The 20,422-nt window shown below is 69.2% G+C and carries 19 protein-coding genes and 1 pseudogene; 6 read left to right on the top strand and 14 right to left on the bottom strand.

The genetic code is table 11. The features are described from left to right. Positions 1-10: 10 nt before the first annotated feature. The 5 genes and pseudogenes from LX13_RS05825 to LX13_RS05805 all read right to left on the bottom strand — a co-directional run. Positions 11-265, bottom strand: a pseudogene (locus LX13_RS05825) (monovalent cation/H+ antiporter complex subunit F); the annotation flags it as partial. Then, the gene (locus LX13_RS05820; RefSeq protein ID WP_253660327.1) at positions 262-1,092 is read right to left on the bottom strand and encodes a Na+/H+ antiporter subunit E; all 831 of its coding nucleotides are present in this window, start codon (positions 1,090-1,092) and stop codon (positions 262-264) included. The pseudogene LX13_RS05825 and the gene LX13_RS05820, both read right to left, overlap by 4 nt. After that, a complete protein-coding gene (locus tag LX13_RS05815; protein WP_253660326.1) occupies positions 1,089-2,693 on the bottom strand; it encodes a Na+/H+ antiporter subunit D in 1,605 nt (534 codons plus the stop codon). The genes LX13_RS05820 and LX13_RS05815 overlap by 4 nt, the downstream gene beginning before the upstream one ends. Then, entirely contained in the window at positions 2,690-3,313 is a 624-nt protein-coding gene (locus LX13_RS05810) for a Na(+)/H(+) antiporter subunit C (RefSeq protein ID WP_253660325.1), read from the bottom strand. Before LX13_RS05810 ends, LX13_RS05815 begins: the two co-directional genes overlap by 4 nt. Then, entirely contained in the window at positions 3,310-6,240 is a 2,931-nt protein-coding gene (locus LX13_RS05805; protein WP_253660324.1) for a Na+/H+ antiporter subunit A, read from the bottom strand. The genes LX13_RS05810 and LX13_RS05805 overlap by 4 nt, the downstream gene beginning before the upstream one ends. Before the next feature lie 234 nt (positions 6,241-6,474). Here LX13_RS05805 and LX13_RS05800 point away from each other — a divergent pair, with 234 nt between their 5' ends. Together LX13_RS05800 and LX13_RS05795 are read left to right on the top strand one after the other, a co-directional pair. After that, positions 6,475-6,927 (top strand): hypothetical protein, encoded by a 453-nt coding sequence (locus tag LX13_RS05800; RefSeq protein ID WP_253660323.1) that lies wholly within the window; start codon positions 6,475-6,477, stop codon positions 6,925-6,927. 154 nt (positions 6,928-7,081) lie between these two features. Next, complete coding sequence (locus LX13_RS05795) at positions 7,082-7,624, top strand: hypothetical protein (RefSeq protein ID WP_253660322.1); 543 nt, start codon at positions 7,082-7,084, stop codon at positions 7,622-7,624. 4 nt (positions 7,625-7,628) lie between these two features. Here the strand turns inward: LX13_RS05795 and LX13_RS05790 are convergent, their stop codons facing one another. From LX13_RS05790 to LX13_RS05775, 4 genes are all read right to left on the bottom strand, one after another. Then, a complete protein-coding gene (locus LX13_RS05790) occupies positions 7,629-8,579 on the bottom strand; it encodes a CDP-alcohol phosphatidyltransferase family protein (protein WP_253660321.1) in 951 nt (316 codons plus the stop codon). Then, positions 8,576-9,361, bottom strand: coding sequence for a phosphatidylserine decarboxylase (locus LX13_RS05785; RefSeq protein WP_372499832.1), 786 nt, complete (start codon positions 9,359-9,361; stop codon positions 8,576-8,578). The genes LX13_RS05790 and LX13_RS05785 overlap by 4 nt, the downstream gene beginning before the upstream one ends. A gap of 119 nt (positions 9,362-9,480) precedes the next feature. After that, positions 9,481-10,725 carry a molybdopterin molybdotransferase MoeA gene (moeA, locus tag LX13_RS05780; protein ID WP_253660320.1) on the bottom strand — a complete coding sequence of 415 codons (1,245 nt, stop codon included), beginning with the start codon at positions 10,723-10,725 and terminating at the stop codon, positions 9,481-9,483. Next, entirely contained in the window at positions 10,722-12,065 is a 1,344-nt protein-coding gene (locus LX13_RS05775) for a dipeptidase (protein WP_253660319.1), read from the bottom strand. Before LX13_RS05775 ends, moeA begins: the two co-directional genes overlap by 4 nt. A gap of 82 nt (positions 12,066-12,147) precedes the next feature. Here LX13_RS05775 and LX13_RS05770 point away from each other — a divergent pair, with 82 nt between their 5' ends. Next, the gene (locus LX13_RS05770) at positions 12,148-12,963 is read left to right on the top strand and encodes an HAD-IIA family hydrolase (RefSeq protein ID WP_253660318.1); all 816 of its coding nucleotides are present in this window, start codon (positions 12,148-12,150) and stop codon (positions 12,961-12,963) included. Between the two features lie 35 nt (positions 12,964-12,998). After that, positions 12,999-13,379, top strand: a complete 381-nt coding sequence (locus LX13_RS05765) for a DUF4345 domain-containing protein (RefSeq protein ID WP_253660317.1) — start codon at positions 12,999-13,001, stop codon at positions 13,377-13,379. Between the two features lie 107 nt (positions 13,380-13,486). Here LX13_RS05765 and LX13_RS05760 read toward each other — a convergent pair whose 3' ends face one another. Continuing rightward, entirely contained in the window at positions 13,487-14,122 is a 636-nt protein-coding gene (locus LX13_RS05760; RefSeq protein ID WP_253660316.1) for an isochorismatase family protein, read from the bottom strand. A gap of 351 nt (positions 14,123-14,473) precedes the next feature. On the opposite strand from LX13_RS05760, the gene LX13_RS05750 reads away from it, so the two are divergent. Continuing rightward, positions 14,474-14,680, top strand: coding sequence for a hypothetical protein (locus LX13_RS05750; protein WP_253660315.1), 207 nt, complete (start codon positions 14,474-14,476; stop codon positions 14,678-14,680). 71 nt (positions 14,681-14,751) lie between these two features. On the opposite strand, the gene LX13_RS05745 is transcribed toward LX13_RS05750, so the two are convergent. From LX13_RS05745 to LX13_RS05735, 3 genes are all read right to left on the bottom strand, one after another. Beyond that, complete coding sequence (locus LX13_RS05745) at positions 14,752-16,188, bottom strand: ankyrin repeat domain-containing protein (protein ID WP_253660314.1); 1,437 nt, start codon at positions 16,186-16,188, stop codon at positions 14,752-14,754. A gap of 164 nt (positions 16,189-16,352) precedes the next feature. Beyond that, a complete protein-coding gene (locus LX13_RS05740) occupies positions 16,353-16,814 on the bottom strand; it encodes an SRPBCC family protein (RefSeq protein ID WP_253660313.1) in 462 nt (153 codons plus the stop codon). A 58-nt stretch (positions 16,815-16,872) separates the two neighbouring features. Beyond that, positions 16,873-17,739 carry an SDR family oxidoreductase gene (locus LX13_RS05735; RefSeq protein WP_253660312.1) on the bottom strand — a complete coding sequence of 289 codons (867 nt, stop codon included), beginning with the start codon at positions 17,737-17,739 and terminating at the stop codon, positions 16,873-16,875. 63 nt (positions 17,740-17,802) lie between these two features. Here LX13_RS05735 and LX13_RS05730 point away from each other — a divergent pair, with 63 nt between their 5' ends. Continuing rightward, on the top strand, positions 17,803-19,272 hold the full coding sequence (locus tag LX13_RS05730) for a flavin-containing monooxygenase (RefSeq protein WP_253660311.1): 1,470 nt from the start codon (positions 17,803-17,805) through the stop codon (positions 19,270-19,272). Here LX13_RS05730 and LX13_RS05725 read toward each other — a convergent pair. Beyond that, the gene (locus LX13_RS05725; RefSeq protein ID WP_253660310.1) at positions 19,259-20,383 is read right to left on the bottom strand and encodes an acyl-CoA dehydrogenase family protein; all 1,125 of its coding nucleotides are present in this window, start codon (positions 20,381-20,383) and stop codon (positions 19,259-19,261) included. The two genes, LX13_RS05730 and LX13_RS05725, sit on opposite strands and share 14 nt — an antisense overlap. Positions 20,384-20,422 lie beyond the last annotated feature (39 nt).

Here is a 20,422-nt window from a genome sequence, read left to right as displayed (position 1 = left end):
AGCGGACCACGTCGTCGCGGACACGGAAACGTGCGATGGCGACCGACCCCACGAAGCTGAGCAGCGACAACGCCACGATCGCCGGGACCACGGTGGAGTCGAGGCTGTAGGCGGCCCAGACCCCGAGGCTGCACATCGACAACGCGATCAGGGTGTCCAGAGCGACGAGCCGGTCGAGCGTGTTCGGTCCGAGCAGGATCCGCACGGTGGTGATGATCGCCGAGGCCATGAGCAGCACCGCGGCGATGATCCAGACGACCATCATGATGTGCCTCCCGATCCGGTTCCGCCTGCGTCCCGGGTGACCGGGGCGTCGCGCTTCCCGCGGCCGCCGTCGGACTGCTTCTCCGTGGCGGTCTGCAGGTGTTCGCGCAGACTGGACGGCACGTGGTGGAACTCCTCGTCGATGCCGTGGTACGGACTCGGATGCCATTCGCTGTCGCGCTCGAAGGCGCGGATGAACAGTCGCTCGACGGTGGCCACCTGCTTGTAGAAGTCGCGCACCTTCTTCTCGCTGCTCACATCGAAGACGTGGACGTACAGCAGGCGCCGCCGGTGATCGATCTCGACGACCATAGTTCCCGGCACGAGGTTCAGGTAGTCCACGGCCAGGGTGAGGACCATGTCGGACTTGATCGCCAGCCGCGTCCGCAGCACCGCCGACAGCGGTGGGCGGCGGGGTCGGACCGCGGCGTACCCGACCTCGATGCTGGAGACGACGAAGTCCCAGAACAGACGGGCGACCAGTACCACCACGGTCGCCGGGTGGATCCGGCCCTCGACCGGTACCCGGGGGAGCGGCAGCAGATAGATGATCAGCAGCGCCACCACGATCCCGGCGAGGACGTTGGCCCACGAGAGGGTGCCCCACAGCAAGACCCAGACAAAGGTCAGCCAGGCGATGGTCCACAGCCGGACGGCGACCTCGCGGCCGTCGGCGCCGAGCCATCCGAGCAGGTGGACACGGTTGCGCAGGCCCACCGCGAGACGCGCGAGATTCCACCAGCAGAACATGAAACTCATCCGCCAGGCGTGGTGGATCCGACCGCGGATCGGCCCCTTGGCAGGCGCGTGGCCCATCGAGCGGGTCATCGGGAACCTCCCAACACGGCATTGAGATAGATGTTCGAGTCGGTGAGGTCGGCGGCCGCCGCGTTCGTGAAGTCGAAGATCGGTCCCGCCCACAGGGTCAGGGCGACGCCTGCCACCACCATCATGAGGGTCGGGACCACCATGCCGATGGGCATCCGTCCGACATCGGCACGATCACCGAACGCGATGTCGCCGGTCTCCTCGACCAGGGCCGATGGTCCGATGTCGGCCATGTCGCCCTCCGGGGCGTCGGCGCGGGGACGCCAGAAGGCCTTGGTCCACACGCGGGCCATGACGTAGAGCGTCAGCAGGCTGGTGACCACGGACCCGGCGACGAGCAGCCACGCGAGGACGCTGCCGTCCTGCACGCCGGCCTCGATCAACGCCACCTTGCCGATGAATCCGGAGAACGGCGGGATGCCGCCGAGGTTGAGGGCGGGCACGAGGAACAACCCGGCCAGCAGCGGACTCGCGGCCAGACCGCCCAGCCGCCGCAGGGACGCCGATCCCGCCTGACGTTCGATGAGTCCGACGACGAGGAACAGCGTGGTCTGCACGAGGATGTGGTGCGCGACGTAGAAGATCGCGCCGGACAACCCGAACCTCGACGACAGGGCGATGCCGAAGATCATGTAGCCGATGTGGCTGACCAGGGTGAACGACAACAGCCGTTTGATGTCGGACTGCGCGATGGCGCCGAAGATGCCGACCAGCATCGTCAGCAGACCCGCCACCAGCAGCACGGTGTCCATCGATCCGCCGGGGAACAGCAGCGTGTGCGCCCGGATGATGGCGTACACACCGACTTTGGTGAGCAGGCCCGCGAAGACCGCGGTGACCGGCGCGGGGGCGGTGGGGTAGGAGTCGGGCAGCCAGGTCGACAGCGGGAACACCGCGGCCTTGATGCCGAACGCGACGAGCAGGACCGCGTAGAGAGCGCCCTTCGTGCCGTCCGGGATGTCCTGGAGTCGGATGGCCATCTCCGCGAGGTTCAACGTTCCCGTCGCCGCGTACGCGAACGCGATGCCGGCCAGGAAGATCAGCGACGACACCATCGAGACCATCACGTACGAGACGCCGGCGCGCACCCGGTCGGCGCTGGCGCCGAGGGTCAACAACACGAAGCTCGCGGCGAGGAGCACCTCGAACGAGACGTACAGGTTGAACAGGTCGCCGGCCAGGAAGGCGTTGCACACGCCCGCGGTCAGCGCGAGGTAGGTGGGCAGGAAGATCGAGACCGGCTGTTCGGTCGTGCCGTCGCGGATGCCCTGTCCGACGGCGTAGAGCACGACGCACAGCAGCACGGCCGTCGACACGACCAGCATGAGTGACGAGAGTTGGTCGACCACGAGGGTGATGCCGAGGGGACCGTTGCTGTAGCCCTTTCCGTCCCAGCCGCCGACGTGCAGCGCGTAGGTGCCGTAGCGGTTGGTCAGGTACAGCAGCATGCACGAGGCGACGAACGCGGCGGAGATCGCGACGACGGTGACCGCTCGCTGCACGCGCGGGCTGCGGCCCATCACCAGGGTGAGGGCGGCGCCGCCGAGGGGGACGAGGAACGGGATGACGATCAGGGTCGCGAACCAGTGGTGGTCGATCATGTCTCGCTGCCCCCCTTCCCGGTGCTCGCGCTGTCGTCGGTCGGCTCGGGGTCGTCGTCGGGGTCGTCCTCGATGAGATCGTCGGTCGTGTTCTCCGAGACCCCCTCGGGCATGAGGTCGGCCTCGATCCGGTTCCGCTTGCGCGAGCGGATCTCCTCCTCCGACAGCGGGTTGCCCTCGTCGTCGAACATGTCGCCGATCTTGGTGTCGGTACCGGTGACGGGGTCGTCGCTGCGGTCGCGGTCGGGCGCACTGGCCAGCGACTGGCTCTTGACCTTGATGTCCTCGGGGTCGTCGTCGACGTCGTCGTCGGTGTTGATGACGAACGAGCGGTACGCGAGGGCGAGCACGAACGCGGCGATGCCCATCGTGATCACGATCGCCGTCAGCACCATGCCCTGGGCGAGCGGGTCGGAGTCGCCGGTCCGGCTGTCGGAGTCACGGCCGTAGATCGGCGGATTGCCCATGCTGCCGGTGATCGTGATGATCAGCAGGTTGATCGCGTTGCCCACCAACAGCAGTCCGAGCAACATCCGGATGAGGCTGCGTTCGAGCAGCAGATAGACACCGCACGCCGCGACGAGACCGACGACGATCAGCAGTCCGAGGTTGACGCTCATCGGCTCACCGTCCCGTCGATCTCGGGCTTGGCGAACGCGGCGTCGTTGGCCGCGCGGGATCCGGCCGCGGTCGTCGCGGTCTCCTCGATGTCCAGGCGCGCGCCGAGGCTGCGCAGCACGTCGAGGACGAGTCCGACGACGATGAGGTAGACGCCGAGGTCGAAGAACAGCGCGGTGACGAGCTTGATGTGGCCGAGCACAGGCAGTGTGACCTCCAGCGTCGCCGAGGACAGGGCCGGGGCACCGGCGAGCACGGATCCGATCGCGGTCGACACCGACAACCCGAGTCCGAGACCCAGGATGCGTCCGGCGTCGATCGGGATCGCCTCGCCGAGTTCGTACCGACCACCCGCGAGGTAGCGCAGCACCAGGGCCATGCCCATCGTGAGGCCGCCGGCGAACCCGCCGCCGGGGGCGTTGTGGCCGGCGTAGAAGAAGTAGATCGACGCCACGACCATGGTCGGGAAGATGAGTCGGGTCGTCGCCTCGAGCACCATCGACCGGTGCCGCGGATCGCGGAAGTCGCTGCCGCGCAACCAGGTGGTGCGGGCCGACGGGATGCCGTCGTCGATGTCGGGGTTCGCGCCCTGCAGGCGGGCGGCGTCGGCCACGCGCGGGGCGGAGCCGAAGCGGCGGTGCCGGAAGACCATCGACGCGACACCTGTGGCCGCCACGAGCAGCACCGACACCTCGCCGAGGGTGTCCCACGCGCGGATGTCGACGAGCAGGACGTTCACGGCGTTGGCGCCGTTGCCCAGCTTGTAGGCCGCCTCGGGGATGTCGACGTGCATCGGGATGGTGCTGCGCGCGCCCGCGGCGAACAGGCCGACGACGACGAGCAGGGCACCGAAGGCCAGGCCGATCAGGGCGCGCAGCGGTTTGAACCCGGTGGTGTGGCGGGCCTCTGCCTCGGCGGGCAGCTTGCGGAGCACGAGCACGAAGATGACCAGCGTCAGCGTCTCGACGAGGAACTGCGTCAACGCGAGGTCGGGGGCGCCGTAGAAGGCGAACAGCATGCCGCAGCCGTAGCCGGTGACACCGACGACCAGGGCGGCGGCCAGACGGTTGCGCAGCAGGGTCGCCGAGATGGCGGCGGCGATCATGATCCCGCCGATGACCACCTGGATGACCGAGTCGAAACCGTTGATGTCCAACCGGTTCCGTGCGCCGAGGAACAGCGCGACGGTGGGCACGATGATCAGGGTGACCATGATGACGCCCTGGGTCAGTGGCAGTGAACCACGCTGGGTGACCCGGGTGAGTGCCAGCGAGGCGGTGTCGGCGCCACGCAGCACGTAGTCGTAGATGCGGTCGGCGTTGCCCAGCGGCGGCGAGGTGAACCCGAGGCGCCGACGACGGCGACGCAGCAGCAGGAACACGGTGACACCGCCGACGATGACGATCGCGGTGAGCAGCAGCGGCAGCTTGAACCCGTGCCACAGGGCGAGGTGCTCGATCTCGTGCCCGTGGTCGGGCAGCGTCTTCGCGTACGGCTCGAACAGTGAACCGACCGGGCCGCTGGCGAATCCGGCGGCCACACCCAGCACCGCGAGCAACCCCGCGGGCGCCATGAACGCCGCGGACGGGTGGTGCATCTTGGCCACGGCCTGGCTCGGCTCGCGACGCACCTTGCGACCGAACGCGCCTGCCATGAAGCGGATCGTGTACGCCATCGTCAGGATCGAACCGAACACGATGATCGCGGTGGCGGTGATCGACTGCCAGTCCGTCAGCGGGCCGCCCTGCGAGTAGGCGCCGAGGGCGGCCTCCTTGCCGACGAAGCCGAGCGTGATGGGGAGTCCGGCCATGCTGAACGACGACAGCGCCGCGATGATGGCCAGCGCCGGGGCGGCGGCACCCAGACGGGCGAGTTTGCGGACGTCGCGGGTACCGGTGGAGTGGTCGATGATGCCGACCACCATGAACAGAGACGCTTTGAAGAACGCGTGCGCCACCAGCATCGCCATCCCGGCCAAGGCGGCATTGGTGTCGCCGAGTCCGACGAGGACCATCAGGAAGCCGAGCTGGGACACCGTGCCGAAGGCCAGGATGAGTTTGAGGTCGAACTCGCGCAGCGATCGCCACCCGCCCAGCACCATCGTCAGCAGGCCGAGTCCGACGACGGTCACCTGCCAGGCGACGTCGTCGGAGAAGCCCGGGGCCAGACGTGCGACCAGGAAGATGCCGGCCTTGACCATCGCGGCCGCGTGCAGATACGCGCTGACCGGGGTCGGGGCCGCCATCGCGCCGGGGAGCCAGAAGTGGAACGGGACGATCGCGGACTTGCTGATCGCGCCGATCAGGATGAGGACGACCGCGATGCTGACCAACATCCCCGACGGCGGCTCGGCCAGGATGTCGGAGAGCAGGTAGCTGCCCGCGCGTTCGCCGAGCATGACGATGCCGGCCAGCATGGCCAGACCGCCCGCGGTGGTCACCAGCAGGGCCTGCGTCGCGGCCCGGCGGGACGTCGCGCGCTGCGCGTAGAAGCCGACGAGCAGGAACGACAGGACCGTCGTCGCCTCCCAGAAGATGTAGAGAACAATCATGTTGTCGCTGGTCACCAGGCCGAACATGGCGAAGGTGAACGCGACCATCTGAGCGGCGAAGCCCGCGACCCGTCGTTTGATCTCGTCGAAGTACTCCGCGCAGTAGCAGAGGACCAGCGCGCCGACGCCGAGCACGAGGATCGACATGACCGCCGCGAGGGTGTCCATGCGCAGGACGATGTCCATCTGCAGCGCGGGAACCCACGTGATGGTCTCGGTGCGGGGCGGTGCGCCCTCGGTGGGCCATTCGGCGATGACGGCGACCATCGACGCCGCCGGGGCCACGGCGAGCAGATAGAACCCTCGGCGGCCGAGCCACGAGATGATCGCAGGTGCAGCCATGGCCGTGAGGGCCAAGGCGACCAGGATGGCGATCAACAGGCACTCCGTCGTATCGATGGGCGGGGTGTCAGGCGTCGCAGGAAAGTGGTGCTCACTGCGATAACCGTCTCTTCACCTTACCGTCGGCGCTGCTCGCACGACGATCGGGTGGTCACGGTGCTCGCCGCGCGATCCGACCGGATGGCACGATACGGTGCGACCCGAGTGGTCGTTGGAGTATGTGTTTCTCGGTCGAGGGGTGGCGCGATGCGTGGTGGGAATGAAGCAGCGATGACGGGTCGGGCTGGTGCGCGACCGGTGCGGGCGTCGTGGTGGGCGGCGGTGCTGGCCGTGCTGGCCCTGTTCGTGCTCGCCGGCTGCGGTTCCGACGACTCGTCGCCCGCCGAGCCGAGCGGCCCGTCCGGGGTCGCTCTGCCCGACGACTTCCCGACCGATCAGATCCCGCTCATCGGCGGCGCCGTGCTCTCCGCGGGTGGATCGGCCGACGAGGGCTGGAACCTCACCGTGCAGGGGCCGGCCGACACGACCGCAGCGCTCGACAGCGCTGTGAAGACCCTCACCGACGGGGGTTTCCGGGAGGTACAGCGGACCACCGACGGCGGCAACCAGGTCGTGGTCGTGACCGCCACCAAGGTGGGCAAGACCTACACCGTCGAGGTCGGGAGCGTCTCCGGCGCGGCGGGCGGGCCGAACTCGGTGTTCTACCAGGTGTCGGCTTCCTGACCGACCTGCTCGCCGGTGCGGAGCGTAGTCACAGAAACCGGACAGCTCGCCCACAGATCCGGTCGTTATCAAGGACGTCGACACCGGTGGTCTGCCGGTGTCGCGACCGCGGTGCCCGGCAGGACCGGACCGCCTGACGACAAGCGAGAGATCTGTGACGACCACACCCGTTTCCCCTGCCGCCCAGGGGCCCCAGCAGCATGAACCCCAGCAGCGTGAACCCCAGCAGCCGGAGCCCCGGCAGTACGAGTTCGTCCCGACCGGTTTCGCCCACCCGGATGCGACCGATCGGATCGTGGCCCAGCCGCGTCCGACGTTCGCGCAGACCATGAGCACCCGCAGCACCGAGTTCAAGAACGCCCTGATCGCGGGCGGAGTCGGGATCGCGGTCGCGTTCATCGCCGCCGGTTTCGGCCTCGGTTACTGGGCCGGTGATGCCGGGTCGTCGACCACCCCGCAGTCCGGGTTCTCGCAGATGGGTCCCGGTCAGTCCGGTGGTGGCCAGATGGGTTCGGGCCAGACGGGTTCGGGACAGGCCGGCGGTCCGTTCGGCGGCGGTACGCAGAGCGGCGGTGGCCAGTTCGGCGGTACGCAGAACGGCGTAGGAGGTGGCGGTTTCGGCGGTCAGACCCAGGACGGGACCGGCGCGGCGACGGGTTCGGGCACGGGTACCGGTACGGGCACCACGACCAGCTAGGTCGTCACCGTCGTTCGGGGCGGCGCAGTCCGAGTCGTGCCTCGGACTTGCGCGGCCTCGTGCGGGTGACCTGGCGACGGGCCCGCCGCTCGAGGCGACGCTCTCGCGGCGGGGTGTCCCACTCCTCGGGTCGCTTCTCCACCCATCGACGGGACCGCCACGCGAACGGGATGTGCAGCAGGTAACCGAGGATCGCGACGAACATCAGGATGTAGGGGAACGTCACCAGCAGCGCGGCGCCCACGGCGACGAGGATCAGCAGACCCACCAGGGCGCGGGGCGGGATCGCGAACGACTTGAGCGAGGCGGTCGGGATGCGACTCACCGCGAGGGCGGCCGTCAGCATCATCCACGAGCCGACCGCGGCCGCCGAGGTCCACCAGCCGTAGCCGAACTGCTGCTCGGCCGCGATGGGCAGCAACGCGATCAACGCGGCCGCGGGTGCGGGGACGCCGACGAAGAAGTCCTTGGTGAACTTCGGTGCGCTGGTGTCGTCGAGCAGGGTGTTGAACCGCGCCAGGCGCAACACGATGGCGCAGGTGTAGATCAGCGCCAGCACCCATCCGCTGTCCTCCCCGCGCAGCAACACCAGGTAGATCGTGAGTGCCGGTGCGACACCGAAGTTGATCGCGTCGGCGAGCGAGTCGAGTTCGGCGCCGATGCGCGTCGTCGCCCCCAGGAGTCGTGCGATCCGTCCGTCGACACCGTCGAGAAGTGCGGCGGCCGCAATCATCCCGACCGCGAGGTCGATGCGGTCGTCCAGCGCGAACTTCGCCGCCGAGAGCCCCGCGCAGATGGCGAGCACCGTGAGCGCCGACGGCAGCAGGAGTCGGCCACCGCTGAGGTCGGGAACGCGGGACCGGTTCTGCGAGACGCTCGCCCGGAGTCGGCGGCGACGGGATTCGCGGGGCGAGCGATAGGGGGTGCGGACCCGGGGACGGGGCGAGTCGATCACGTCGGCACCGACGAATCCAGCGTGGCCAGAACGGTTTCCGCGCCCACCGCGCGTTGTCCGACGAGCACCTGCGGCACGGTCCCGGCCGGCAGGTACACGTCGACGCGCGAACCGAAGCGGATCAGCCCGTAGGTCTCACCGAGCGCGACCTCGTCGCCGACCTCTCGTTCGCAGACGATCCTGCGTGCGATCAGACCCGCGATCTGCACGACACCGACATCGACTGTGGCGCCACCGGTTCCGGCCGACGTCGCGATGCGCATGCTGACACGCTCGTTGTCGATGCTGGCAGCGGGCAGATCGGCCGAAAGGAACTTGCCGGGGGTGTGTACGACGGAGACGACCCGGCCGGCGACAGGCGCACGCTGGACGTGCACGTCGAACACGCTGAGGAACGTCGACACCCGAGGCAACGGCTGGTCGCCGAGACCCAGGTCGACCGGCGGGACCGTCTCGTCGACGATCGTGATCTCGCCGTCGGCGGGGGCGACGACGGCGCCGACGGTGACGGGCGGTACCCGGGTGGGGTGCCGGAAGAACGTGGCCCCGGCGAGCGCCAGGGCGGTCGCGGGGGTGCGGATCCAGCGGTGCCTGCGTGCGAGCACGGCCACCGCGGCGGGACCGGCGACAAACGGGATCCCCGCGGGATGCATCGTCGGGACGGTGTGTCGGATCAGCTCTGCGACGTGCGCGACACCGGTGGTGTGCTCGGTGACCGCGCCGCCCTGGGGCGACTCAGGAGTCCCCGGGCGATCGATCCCCGTCTTCGGGCGTCTCGCCACGTCGTTCTGCCTCCCGCTGTCGTCCAACGCCGATGCGCGTTGTCGCATTCAGGGTAGAGGGTAGGGGTCGACCGACCCGCCCGCTCCATCTGCGCTCGTCGTGATCGCAGGTCAGCGATTCAATCGAGCAGGATCACCTCGACGGTCGTCCCGGCCGGGACGTCGTCGGCGTCGGCGGCGATGTCGATGAGCGCGTTGGCCGACGCGAGAAACCGCAGGTGGTGCGAACTGGGCGGGCCGATGGGGACGACCGAGCCGATCCCGTCGGCCCCGCCGGCGTGGGTGAACACCCCGCGTCGGAACTGTCGCTTGCCGCGCGGCGAACGAAGATCGTCGGCCAGGGACGCCTGGATCCGTCGGCGGTGCGCGAGCAGACCCATCGCGCTGCGCAGGGGCGGTCGGACGAAGATCTCGAACGACACCTGCGCGCTCACGGGGTTGCCCGGCAGCGTCACGATGGGCACGGTCGTACCGGTCGCGCTGGTGTACCGACCGCTGCCCTGGGGCATGCCCGGCTGCATCGCCACCTTGAGGAAGTCCACGCCCTGCCCGGTCAGCGCGTCCTTGACCACCTCGTAGGCGCCTGCGCTGACACCGCCCGAGGTGAGGATCAGGTCGACGGCGGTGGGCCCGTCGATCATCTCGTCGAGGCGCGACCGGAACTGTCCGACGTCGTCGGGGACGAAGTGCACCAGCGTCGCCTCGCCACCGGCTGATCGGACGGCGGCACACAGCATCGCGCCGTTGCTCTCGTAGATCTGACCGTGCTCCAGCGGGTTGCCGGGCGCGATGAGTTCCGACCCGGTGGAGAGCACCACGACGTGCAGCGGGGCCGTCACCTCCACCTCGGCGACACCGAGTGCGGCGAGCAGACCGATCTGCGAGGAACCGATCACGGTCCCGGTCAGTAGAGCCGGATCACCCGCCTCGATGTCGGAACCGGCGCGCCGTACGGCCGTGCCGACGGCGACCGTGCCGTGGATCGCGACGGTCTGGTCCCCGCCATCGGTGAGTTCGACCTGAACCACCGCGTCGGCACCCGCGGGCATCGGGGCGCCGGTCATGATCCGGTGGACGGTGCCCTCGGCGAGGGTGAGTGAATCGGTCCGCCCGGCCGGGATGTCCTCGGCCACCGGCAGGCGTATGGGCTCCTCCTCGGACGCGTCGGTGATGTCGGTGGCGCGCACCGCGTATCCGTCCATCGCGGAGTTGTCGAAGCCGGGCAGGCTGACCGCCGCGGCGACGTCGACGGCCAGTGCGCGACCGAGCGCGTCGGCGATCGGCACCCGCACCGTCCGGGCCGGTCCGAACAGCGCGGCGACGTGGGCCTGGTGGTCGGTGACCGAGCGGAGCGGGGCGGTCACCGGGTGCCGAACGACCGCAGGAACAACGCCTCCGACAGTGCGGTCCGGGCGATCTCGGTCGGGTCGACGCTCTCGTTCGGGGCGTGGATCCGACACCGCGGCTCCTCGACCCCGAGCAGTGCGATCTCCGCGCGGGGGCAGATCTCGGAGAGCACTGTGCACAGCGGGATGGATCCGCCCTGCCCGGAGTGGGCGACCGGCGCGCCGTAGGCCTGTTCCATCGCCTCGCTCAGGGCGCGGTAACCGGGGCCGGAGGTGTCGGCGGCGAACGGGGCGCCGGTGGCCTCGGGTTCGACGACAACCTGTGCGTGCCATGGGATGTGCGCCTGCAGGTGGCGGATCAGCGCGTCCAGCGCGATCGCCGGGTCCATCCCCGGCGGGACACGGAGGTTGAGCATTGCTGCGGCGGTGGGGACGATCGCCGCCGCGGCCTCGGAGGTCCGTGGGGCGTCGAGACCGATGACGGTGATCGCCGGTCGGGCCCACACCATGTCGGCGGGAGCGCCCGAACCGATGATGTCGACACCGTCGAGAATGGTTGCGTCCGTGCGGAACACATCGGGGTCGTACGGTGCTCCCGTCCACGTCTGTCCGGCGTCGAGGCCGTCGATGGTGGTGTTGCCCTCGGCGTCGCGCAGGCTCGCGAGTCCCGCGACGAGGGCGGCGAGTGCGTCCGGCGCCGCGCCGCCGAACTGACCGGAGTGCACGTCGGAGCCCAGGGTCGAGACGGTCACCTTCACGTTGACCACACCGCGCAGGCTGGTGGTCAGGGTCGGGGTGCCCACCGCGACGTTGCCGGTGTCGCCGATCAGGATCATGTCGGCGTCGAAGAGTTCGGGACGCTCACGGGCGAGATGGTCGAGCCCTTCGCCGCCTGCCTCCTCGGATCCCTCGATGACGACGCGGATCCCGCAGGCGAGGTCGTCGCCGATCGCACGCAGTGCGGTGAGGTGGGCGATGACGTTGCCCTTGCAGTCGGCGGTCCCGCGTCCGTACCAGCGGCCGTCGCGCTCGGTGAGGGTGAAGGCGTCCGAATGCCACAGCGCGGTGTCGCCGGCGGGCTGGACGTCGTGATGGCTGTAGAGCAGCACCGTCGGCGAGCCGGCGGGACCGGGTCGGTGTCCGACGACGGCGATGCTGCCGTCGGACGTGGTGATGGATTCGCACGGCACCCCGACCTCGGCGAACGCGTCGGCCACCCAGGACGCGGCGTCGGCGCACGCCGCGCGCTGGTCGGGTGCGATGTGTACGGATGGGAAGGCGACCAGGGTGGTCAGATCCGCCTGGGCGCGGGGCATCAGGCGGTCGACGCCCTCGGTGAGATCGGTGAGCGTGGACATGAATCTCAGCATGCCATCCCGCGGCGGTGTGACCCGGTGGCCGCGTACTGCGTGGTCATCTCGTGGCGACTAGATTTTCCCTATGGCCGAGGGATTGCTGCTGGACATCGACGGGGTGTTGGTCACCTCGTGGCAGCCGCTGCCCGGTGCCGTCGAGGCGCTCGCGGCCCTGACCGAACGCGGGATCCCGCGACTGTTCCTGACCAACACGACGTCGAAGTCGCGCGCGCAGATCGCCGCCGCACTGACCGACTGCGGTTTCGACGTCGCCGCCGAGGAGATCCTCAGTGCGGCGAAGCTGACCGCGGAGTACCTCGAGGCGGAGTACCCGGGCAGGCGGACGTGGGTGCTCAACGACGGACCCGTCGCCGACGACATGGACGGGGTGTCGCTGTGCGCGGCCGACGACGACCCCGAGGTCGTCGTCCTCGGCGGCGCCGGACCGGAGTTCACCCACGACGCCATCTCGCGGGTGTTGGAGTTGATGATCTCCGGGGTCCCGGTCGTCGCGATGCACCGATCGATGACATGGTCCACCGATCACGGCATGAAGATCGACACCGGCGTCTACCTCGAGGGCCTGGAAAAAGCTGCGGGACAGAAGATCCGGGCGATCGGTAAACCGTCGCCGGTGGGGTTCCGGGCGGCGGTGGAGGCGATGGGACTCGAACCGACGTCGGTGGTCATGGTCGGTGACGACCTCCACAACGACGTCCTCGGGGCGCAGGCCGCGGCCCTGATCGGTGTCCTGGTGCGGACCGGCAAGTTCCGGGCCGGCGCCCTGGCGACGGTGCAGAGCGACGAGTTCGGGCCGGTACCCGACCACGTCATCGACTCCGTCGCCGATCTGCCCGCGCTGTGGGACGAGTTGACCAGCTCAGAGCGAGGACGCAGATGACGCGACGCATCCGTCGACCATCGAACGAGGCGGCGGTGACCTCGGTCGTGGCGCTGCTGGGGATACTTCCGGCGATGTCCGGTGCGCGCGGCGTCCTCGAGGGCCCGCCGAGTGCGCCCGGAGGAGGCCCGACCACGCCGAGTGTCGACAGCGAGTACCGGTTCGTGAACGTCTTCTGGTTCGCCGCGGGACCCGGTCTGTGGTGGTCGGCGGCCGCTCCACGTGAGCGCGCCACGACGACCCGGGTGCTGCTCGGTCTCGCCGCCGCCGGAGGCGTACCCCGCCTGCTGTCGTGGCGCGCCGTCGGTCGGCCCCACCCGGTCTTCGCGGCCGCGACCGCACTCGAGCTGATCGGTGTACCCGCGGTCCTGCTCTGGCATCGGTCGGTGTTCGGCCGAGACACCGAGCCGGCGTGATCGTCCACCTTCGCTGACTCATCGGTCCACAAACCACACCGCTGACCGGCGTTGGATGCGTAGTGCAGCTCGCCTCGCTGAGCGGTGTGGTTTGTGGATGGGACCGGTCAGCCGACGGCGACCGAGCGCCCTTCGACGGCTGACACCACGAGGTTGTTGACCTCGATCGTCTGCGCGGACGCCACGGCGGCGGTCCACTCGGCGGTGGTGGTCACGGCGGCGAAGTTCGACTGCAACAGCACCATCAGCGTGGTGTGCAGGGTCTTGGCCGAGACGTGTCCGGCCTCGTTGGCCAGGTTGATCGCACCGCTGGCGTCGGAGAGGATCTCCGCGGCGAACCCCAGGCCCTCGGCCTCCACCGCGGTCGCCAGATCGCAGTTGTTGGTCATGAAGCCGACGATTGTGATGGTGTCGACGTCGCGCGCCCGCAGCCACTCGGCGACGTCGGTGCCCGCGAACACGCTGCCGAAGTTCTTGTGCACGTGCTTGGTCGTGGGCGTCGTCCGCTTCTCGATCTCCGGGTGCAGCGACCACCCGGGCGTCCCCTCGACGAAGACCGGGGCGCCGTCGGGCATCTGGTGCTGCACGATGACCACCGGGATATCCTGTGCGACAGCGGTGTCCATGGCGGAGACGATGTTGGCCAGCGACTCGTCGCGCGGTGGGTAGGCGATCTGGAGCGGACCCTCGAAGTACTCCTGCTGGATGTCGACGACGATCAGTGCACGTTTCGGTGTGCTCATGGCTGCTCCTGACGATGTCCGGGGGATCTCCCGGCGCGCGGTCTGCGCTGTCTCCATCATGGGCGGCCCGCCGCACCCGCATGAGTGGAATCAGACCGCGACCGGTGCCGCCCCCGGCGCGGTGGATTCTCCAGCAGCGACTCGACGAGTCGCGCGTGCTGTTGGAGACGACCGATTGGGGGATCGACGACATCGCCGCTATCGGCGACAGTTCGCGAACAACGGCGCCCGATGAGCGGTCGCGTTCGGACCCCGCAGATCGAATGTCGCCTCCGTGTCACCGGCGACTCGTACCCTGGCGGACGTCGACCGGGACCTTCCCGGCTGACCGAACCCGCAAGGAGTGCAACGATGTCCGGTTACAAGGACAAGTTCGACAAGTCTTTCGAAGAGACGCCGATCGACGAGCTGGTCAACGCACCTGTCGACGCACTGCAGGGGGTCAGCCCGCGCCACGCCGAGCTGCTCAAAGAGGCCTTCAACATCAAGACCGTCGGCGACCTCGGGACCAACAAGTACTTCCTCTGGGCGCAGGCGGTCGCCAAGCTCGCGGAGTGACCCCGATCAGATGACGACCGGTGCCCGGGGTGGCCGCCGAACCGATCCGGCCGCCCCGGCGCGGGCCGTCGTCACGACCCGAACAGTTCGACGAGATCGTCGTGGCCGAGATGATCGGCCCACTGCGCGGGCGTCGCGTCGAACCGGGCGTCACGTACCGATCGGTCGGCGCCGAGCTCCAGCAACCGGCCGATCATCGCGGCGTCATCACGTTCGACGGCGGTGTGCAGCGCCGTCTGCCACCGGTCCGCCACCGGCAGGTCCGATCGCCCGAGGGCGTTGATGTCGAAGCCGGCCTCGGCGAGCAGTTCCACCGATTCGACGCGTCCGTGTCCGGCCGCCCACACCACCAGCGCCGGTCGATCTCGACGGACGGTTGCGACCACATCGTCCTCGGTGGTGCGTGCGATGGTCGCGTCGCCCGACATCACCGCCGCCACGAACGTCTCCGCCGGGTCGAGGACCGGAGCAGCGGCGCCGAGTTCTGCGAGGCGGGTGGCCAGTCGCGTGTGACCGTTGCCGATCGCGGTAGCGATCGGAGTGCGTCCCGTGCTCAGCGGGCTCACGATGTCGACACCGTGCCGGGCGAGCAGCTCCACCCGATCGAACTGATCGTGGGTCACCGCCCACTCGAGCAGGCCCCGGACGGCGTCGCTGGGTGACGGCAGCAGGTCCGGTACGGCATGCCGCCACGGTCCGCCGTCACCGGTCCCCAGATCGAACTCGAACAGCACCTCGAGGAAGTCGTCGTCGGTGGTGAACATCCGGTTGTACAGCGTCTGCGCGTCGTCGGGATCGGCCCCCCTCGAGCACAGCAGCCGTGCCAGATCCGTCGAATGCGGATGCGGCGGTTGGCCGTTCTCGCCGCCGCCGAAGACGCCGGTCAACACGGTGAACGGGGCGGACAGGCCGGCGAAGAACCGCCCGTCGTTCGGATCGGCGCCGGCATCGAGGAGTGCTGTCGCGGTCGCGACGGCCTCGACGCGCGCGATCGGAACGCGGCTGTAGGTCAGATACATCAGTGGTGACCACCCGAACGGCCCCGTCGGATCTGTCGCGACGGATGCGTTGCGCAACAGCGACGCTCGAACGGAATCGACGTCACCGATGACTGCGGCGACGGCGAGATCGGTGGTCGGCACCGCCGGGTTCTCCGACAGCACCGCCATCGCCTGCGCCGGACGAGCAGGGTCGTCGACGGCGTAGTTCAGACAGGCCAGCCGGAGGAACTCGTCGGCTGCCGAGCCGTCCCCATCGTGGTCACGGTATTCCCAGAAGCGCGATCGGATGGCCTCGACGTGGCGCACGAGGCGCGGCCAACTGACGAAGCCGAATCTCCGCGCGATCACCAATTGCGCTCGCGCGAGTGGATATTCGGGGTCGGGTGCATCGAGATCTGCCTCGGCGACGGCGTGGCCTCGGCCCTCACGGACCGCCCGTTGGAATTCCCGGGCCTGCCTGCGCAGCTGGTCGAGATCGGGTCGTTCCGGGAGATGTGCAACAGCCATGACAGGCTCCTCTCGTCGCCTGTGGTCCGCAGAACAGGCCGAAAGGAGTGGTTGGCCTCGAGAACGATCGAGCTGCAGGTGGGCTCAGCCCTGTCCGCGGACCCGGAGGCGTCCTGCAGGCGCCGCCGACCAGCGTAATGCGACAGCGCCGGCAGGTCCAGAGATCAGCCGCGCTCGGCGGCCGCCTTGATCTTGGCCAGCGTCTCCTTGATCCCCTCTTCGAGCTCGATCTCGAAGTTGTCCTTGCCGCCCAACACCTTGTCGACGAGCAACGCCGACACCGCGGTGGTCTTGCCGTCCGCGGCCACGCGGCGCTCGGTCAGCGTCACGCCGTCGGCGGACGGGGTGATCTCGAAGCCCCACACGGTGTGGTTCTCGGTGATGCGGTAGGCGATCTCGCGGTTCGGCTCGAACGTCACCACCTTCGCGGTGGTCGGCCACACGAGCAGGCCGCGCTTGTTCACGTTGATGGTCTTGGTGCCCTGTCCGACGGCGCCGCCGCGCACGATGACCTTGCGGCACTGCGGGCTCCATTCGCCCATGCGCGCCAGGTCGGAGACGATCGACCAGACCTTCTCGGGGCTGGCCTTGATGTCGGTCGATGCTTCGATCAGCGGTGCTGCCATGGGGATCTCCTGGTGTCTGGGCGCGGCGATGCGTGGGTGGAGTCTATCGACGGCCCCGTCATGTCCGGTTCTCGGCCGGGGACATCGACACCCGCCCGGTGCTGATCCCCGCGAGCGTTCCGCCGTCGACGAGCAGGTCGACACCGGAGACGAAGCTCGACTTCGTCGAGTCGAGCAGGAAGTCGGCGGCCGCGGCCACGTCCTCGGCGGTCCCGAACCGGCCGGCGGCGTTGTCGGCGACCATGGACTTGTACGCGTCGTGGGCGAACTCGGCCTCGAACTCATCCCACCCCATCGGGGTGGCCACGACGCCGGGACTGATCGAGTTGACCCGTGCGCCGCGGTCGCCCCAGCGTGGCGCCTGCGCCTGGACGCGGATCTGGTTGGCGCGCTTGGCGTATCCGTAGGTCATCGCGCGTGCGAGGTCGACGGGGACGTCGGGCATGGACAGCAATCCGACGTCCGCCAACTCCTCGGCGGGGGCGTTCGCGAAGATCGCGGCCGTTGCCGCGTCGACGGCGTCACGGAAGATGTGGCCCGCGATACTGGAGATGTAGACCCCGGCGCCCCCGGGAGCGATCACCTCGCCGAACTCGTCGAGCGAGTGCGCCACGCCCACCAGGTCGACCGCGGCGATCCGCTCCGCCGGTGCCTGCGCCGGCGACAGTCCCGCGGTGTGCGCGACCGCGGTGACCGGGCCCAGTCCGGCCGCGAACGCCGCGAGTTCGCGGACCGACCCACGGTCGCTGACGTCGACGGACTTCTCGCGCACGTCGTAGCCCTGGCGGCGCATGGCCGAACTCACCGCCTGCAGTCGTACCTCGTCGTGGTCGGCGAGGACCACCGGACGGCCTGAGCCCAGTCGCCGGGCGATCGCCTCTCCCATGCCGCCGACACCGACCACCACCAGCACGTTTCCGATCATCCGGTCAGGATAGACGGGTGTCCAGACGAATGTCCGAGAAATCCTTGACTCCGCGTCCGGCCGGTGTCAGCCTCAGGTGTGACCGACGTGCGCATCGCCATCATCGGGGCCGGATTCGGCGGTGTCTGCGTTGCTCTCAAGCTGGCCGCGGCGGGTCACCGGGAGTTCATCCTCTTCGACGCCAACCCGGACGTCGGCGGTACGTGGTGGGCGAACACCTACCCGGGCGCGGCATGCGATGCGCCGTCGCACGTCTACAGCTACTCCTTCGCGCAGACGACCGACTGGACACGGCGCTTCGCCCCCGGACCGGAGATCCAGCGGTACCTGCGGCGGTGTGTGGACGAGGCCGGGATCGCCGACCACCTGCGACTCGGCGTCACCGTCGAGTCGGTCCGGTGGACGGGTGCGCAGTGGTCGCTCCTCCTCGCCGACGGTGCGGAGGTCACCGCCGACGTGGTCGTCGGCGCGACCGGGCAACTGAACGTTCCCGGCTATCCGTCGATACCGGGACTCGACGAATTCGGCGGCCCGCGCATGCACACGGCACGCTGGCGTCACGACGTCGACCTTGCCGGCCGACGGGTTGCCGTGGTGGGAACCGGGGCCAGCGCCGTCCAGGTCATCCCCGCGATCGCGGACACGGTCGGCGAACTGGTGGTGTTCCAACGATCGGCGCCGTACGTCTTCGACAAGCCCGACGCCGCCTACGGTGAACGACTGCACCGGACGTATCGCCTGTTCCCGGTGCTGAGATCGATTGCACGCGGCGGCATCTGGTGGACCTTCGAGGCGTTCGGGGTCTTCTTCTGGAAGTGGCCGCGCTTGATGCGGCCGCTCGAGCGGGTGCACGCACGTGCACTCGCCAGACGCGGTCTGGACGAAGCGACACGTGCCGGCCTCACGCCGGATCACCGCCTCGGTTGCAAACGTATCCTGATCTCCAGCGAGTACCACGATGCCTTCGCGCGGGGGAACGTCACGTTGGTGACCGAGCCGATCGCGGAGTTCTCGACGACGGGCCTGTCCACCGCAACCGCGCATCACGAGGTCGACGTCATCATCCACGCCACCGGCTTTCGGACGGCCCACCTGGGAACGCTCACGGTGACCGGGGTCGACGGGATCGACCTGGCGCAAACCTGGGACGGCGGTGCCCTCGCGCACCTCGGGGTCGCGGTGCCGGGGTTCCCGAACCTCTTCCTGGTCTACGGCCCGAACACGAACCTCGGTACCGGCTCGATCACGTTCATGCTCGAGGCGCAGGCCGACCACATCGTCGCCGCGGTGTCCCGTCTGGACCGGACGCCGGGCACGGCGATGGAGGTCACCGCGACAGCACTCGAGCGGTGGCGCACCGAACTGGCTGAGCGCCAATCGAACTCGGTGTGGCAATCCGGTTGCTCGAACTGGTATCTGGACGCGCACGGCCACGACACCCACAACTGGCCGGGTTTCATGACCCGATACGCGTCCATGGTCCGGACACCGCGCGACGCGGATTACCGGATGGTGCCGATCAGATCAGCGTGAGCATGTCGTGGTCGGCGACCGACTCCGACAACGCACGCAGGTGATCGTCGGCGCCTCCGAGGGTGTGCGCGATAGCCGTCAACCGGCTCACGACGTGGCCCACCGGGTACTCGGCGGTGAGGCCGATGCCGCCGTGCAGCTGGATGGTCTCCTGACCGATGAGACGTGCCGAACGGCAGATCTGCAGTTTGGCGCGTGACGCGGTGGCCGGGTCGACGTCGTCGTCGGCGAGGCGCATCGTGGCGTAGGTGCTGATGCTGCGCGCCAACTCGAGTTCGACGTACATGTTCGACGCACGGTGGGTGAGAGCCTGGAACGTCTTGAGCGGCACCCCGAACTGCTTGCGCGACTTCAGGTATTCGGTCGTCTGGTTCAGTGCCTGCTCCATCGCGCCGACCGCCTCGGCGCACAGCAGGGTCTGGGTGACGACCTCGGCCTTGGTGATCACTGCGGCGACGTCGTCGACCGGCAGTGCGGTCGCGGCGGCACCGTCGAGTGTGATCCGCGCGGCGCGACGACGATCGTGCGTGCGCAGCGCGGTGCGGGTCACGCCGGATGCGTCGGCGTCGACGAGGAACAGGGCGGGCGCGCCGTCGAGCGTGGCGGTGACGACGAACTTCCCGGCGACATCGCCGGCGAGCACCGGGCTCTTGGTGCCGGTGACGGTGTATCCGTCGCCTGCCGCGGCGGCGGTGGTGGCCAGCGCGGATGCGGGCCAGCGGTCGCCGGGCTCGTCGTGTGCCCAGGCCAACACGAGCTCGCCCTCGGAGACGGCGCTGACGATCTCGCCGCGCAGGGTGTCGTCGGTGACCGCGGCGATCGCCACGCCAGGCGTCGCCATCCCGGTGATGTACGGCTCGGGTGCGAGGGAACGACCGAGTTCGCCTGCCACGACGGCGGTCTCGGCGAATCCGGCTCCGGCGCCACCGTCTTCCTCGGTGAACGGCAGGCCGAGAATCCCGATCTCGGCGAGTGAGGACCAGACGTCCTCACTCCAGCCGCGGTCGGTGTCGGCCACGGCACGCAGCTTCTCGACGTCGTAGGCGCGTCCGAGCACCTCGCGGGCGGTGTCGCGCAGGAGCGACTGCTCCTCGGTCAATTCGAAATCCATGGGTGACTCTCTCGTCGTGACTGGTGTCGGGAGGGGGAT

The sequence above is a fragment of the Williamsia maris genome (genome assembly GCF_024171815.1).
Taxonomy (GTDB): Bacteria; Actinomycetota; Actinomycetes; order Mycobacteriales; family Mycobacteriaceae; genus Williamsia_A; species Williamsia_A maris.
Note: the sequence above shows the minus strand (reverse complement) of the source record. Positions and strands in the feature narration are given on the sequence as shown.

Coding starts and splice junctions, on each gene's coding strand:
- LX13_RS05740 (WP_253660313.1), bottom strand. CDS start 16,814: ATGGCAGCACCGCTGATCGAAGCATCGACCGACATCAAGGCCAGCCCC.
- LX13_RS05745 (WP_253660314.1), bottom strand. CDS start 16,188: ATGGCTGTTGCACATCTCCCGGAACGACCCGATCTCGACCAGCTGCGC.
- LX13_RS05725 (WP_253660310.1), bottom strand. CDS start 20,383: ATGGATTTCGAATTGACCGAGGAGCAGTCGCTCCTGCGCGACACCGCC.
- LX13_RS05800 (WP_253660323.1), top strand. CDS start 6,475: ATGACGGGTCGGGCTGGTGCGCGACCGGTGCGGGCGTCGTGGTGGGCG.
- LX13_RS05820 (WP_253660327.1), bottom strand. CDS start 1,092: ATGACCCGCTCGATGGGCCACGCGCCTGCCAAGGGGCCGATCCGCGGT.
- LX13_RS05815 (WP_253660326.1), bottom strand. CDS start 2,693: ATGATCGACCACCACTGGTTCGCGACCCTGATCGTCATCCCGTTCCTC.
- LX13_RS05750 (WP_253660315.1), top strand. CDS start 14,474: ATGTCCGGTTACAAGGACAAGTTCGACAAGTCTTTCGAAGAGACGCCG.
- LX13_RS05810 (WP_253660325.1), bottom strand. CDS start 3,313: ATGAGCGTCAACCTCGGACTGCTGATCGTCGTCGGTCTCGTCGCGGCG.
- LX13_RS05760 (WP_253660316.1), bottom strand. CDS start 14,122: ATGAGCACACCGAAACGTGCACTGATCGTCGTCGACATCCAGCAGGAG.
- LX13_RS05735 (WP_253660312.1), bottom strand. CDS start 17,739: ATGATCGGAAACGTGCTGGTGGTGGTCGGTGTCGGCGGCATGGGAGAG.
- LX13_RS05770 (WP_253660318.1), top strand. CDS start 12,148: ATGGCCGAGGGATTGCTGCTGGACATCGACGGGGTGTTGGTCACCTCG.
- LX13_RS05775 (WP_253660319.1), bottom strand. CDS start 12,065: ATGTCCACGCTCACCGATCTCACCGAGGGCGTCGACCGCCTGATGCCC.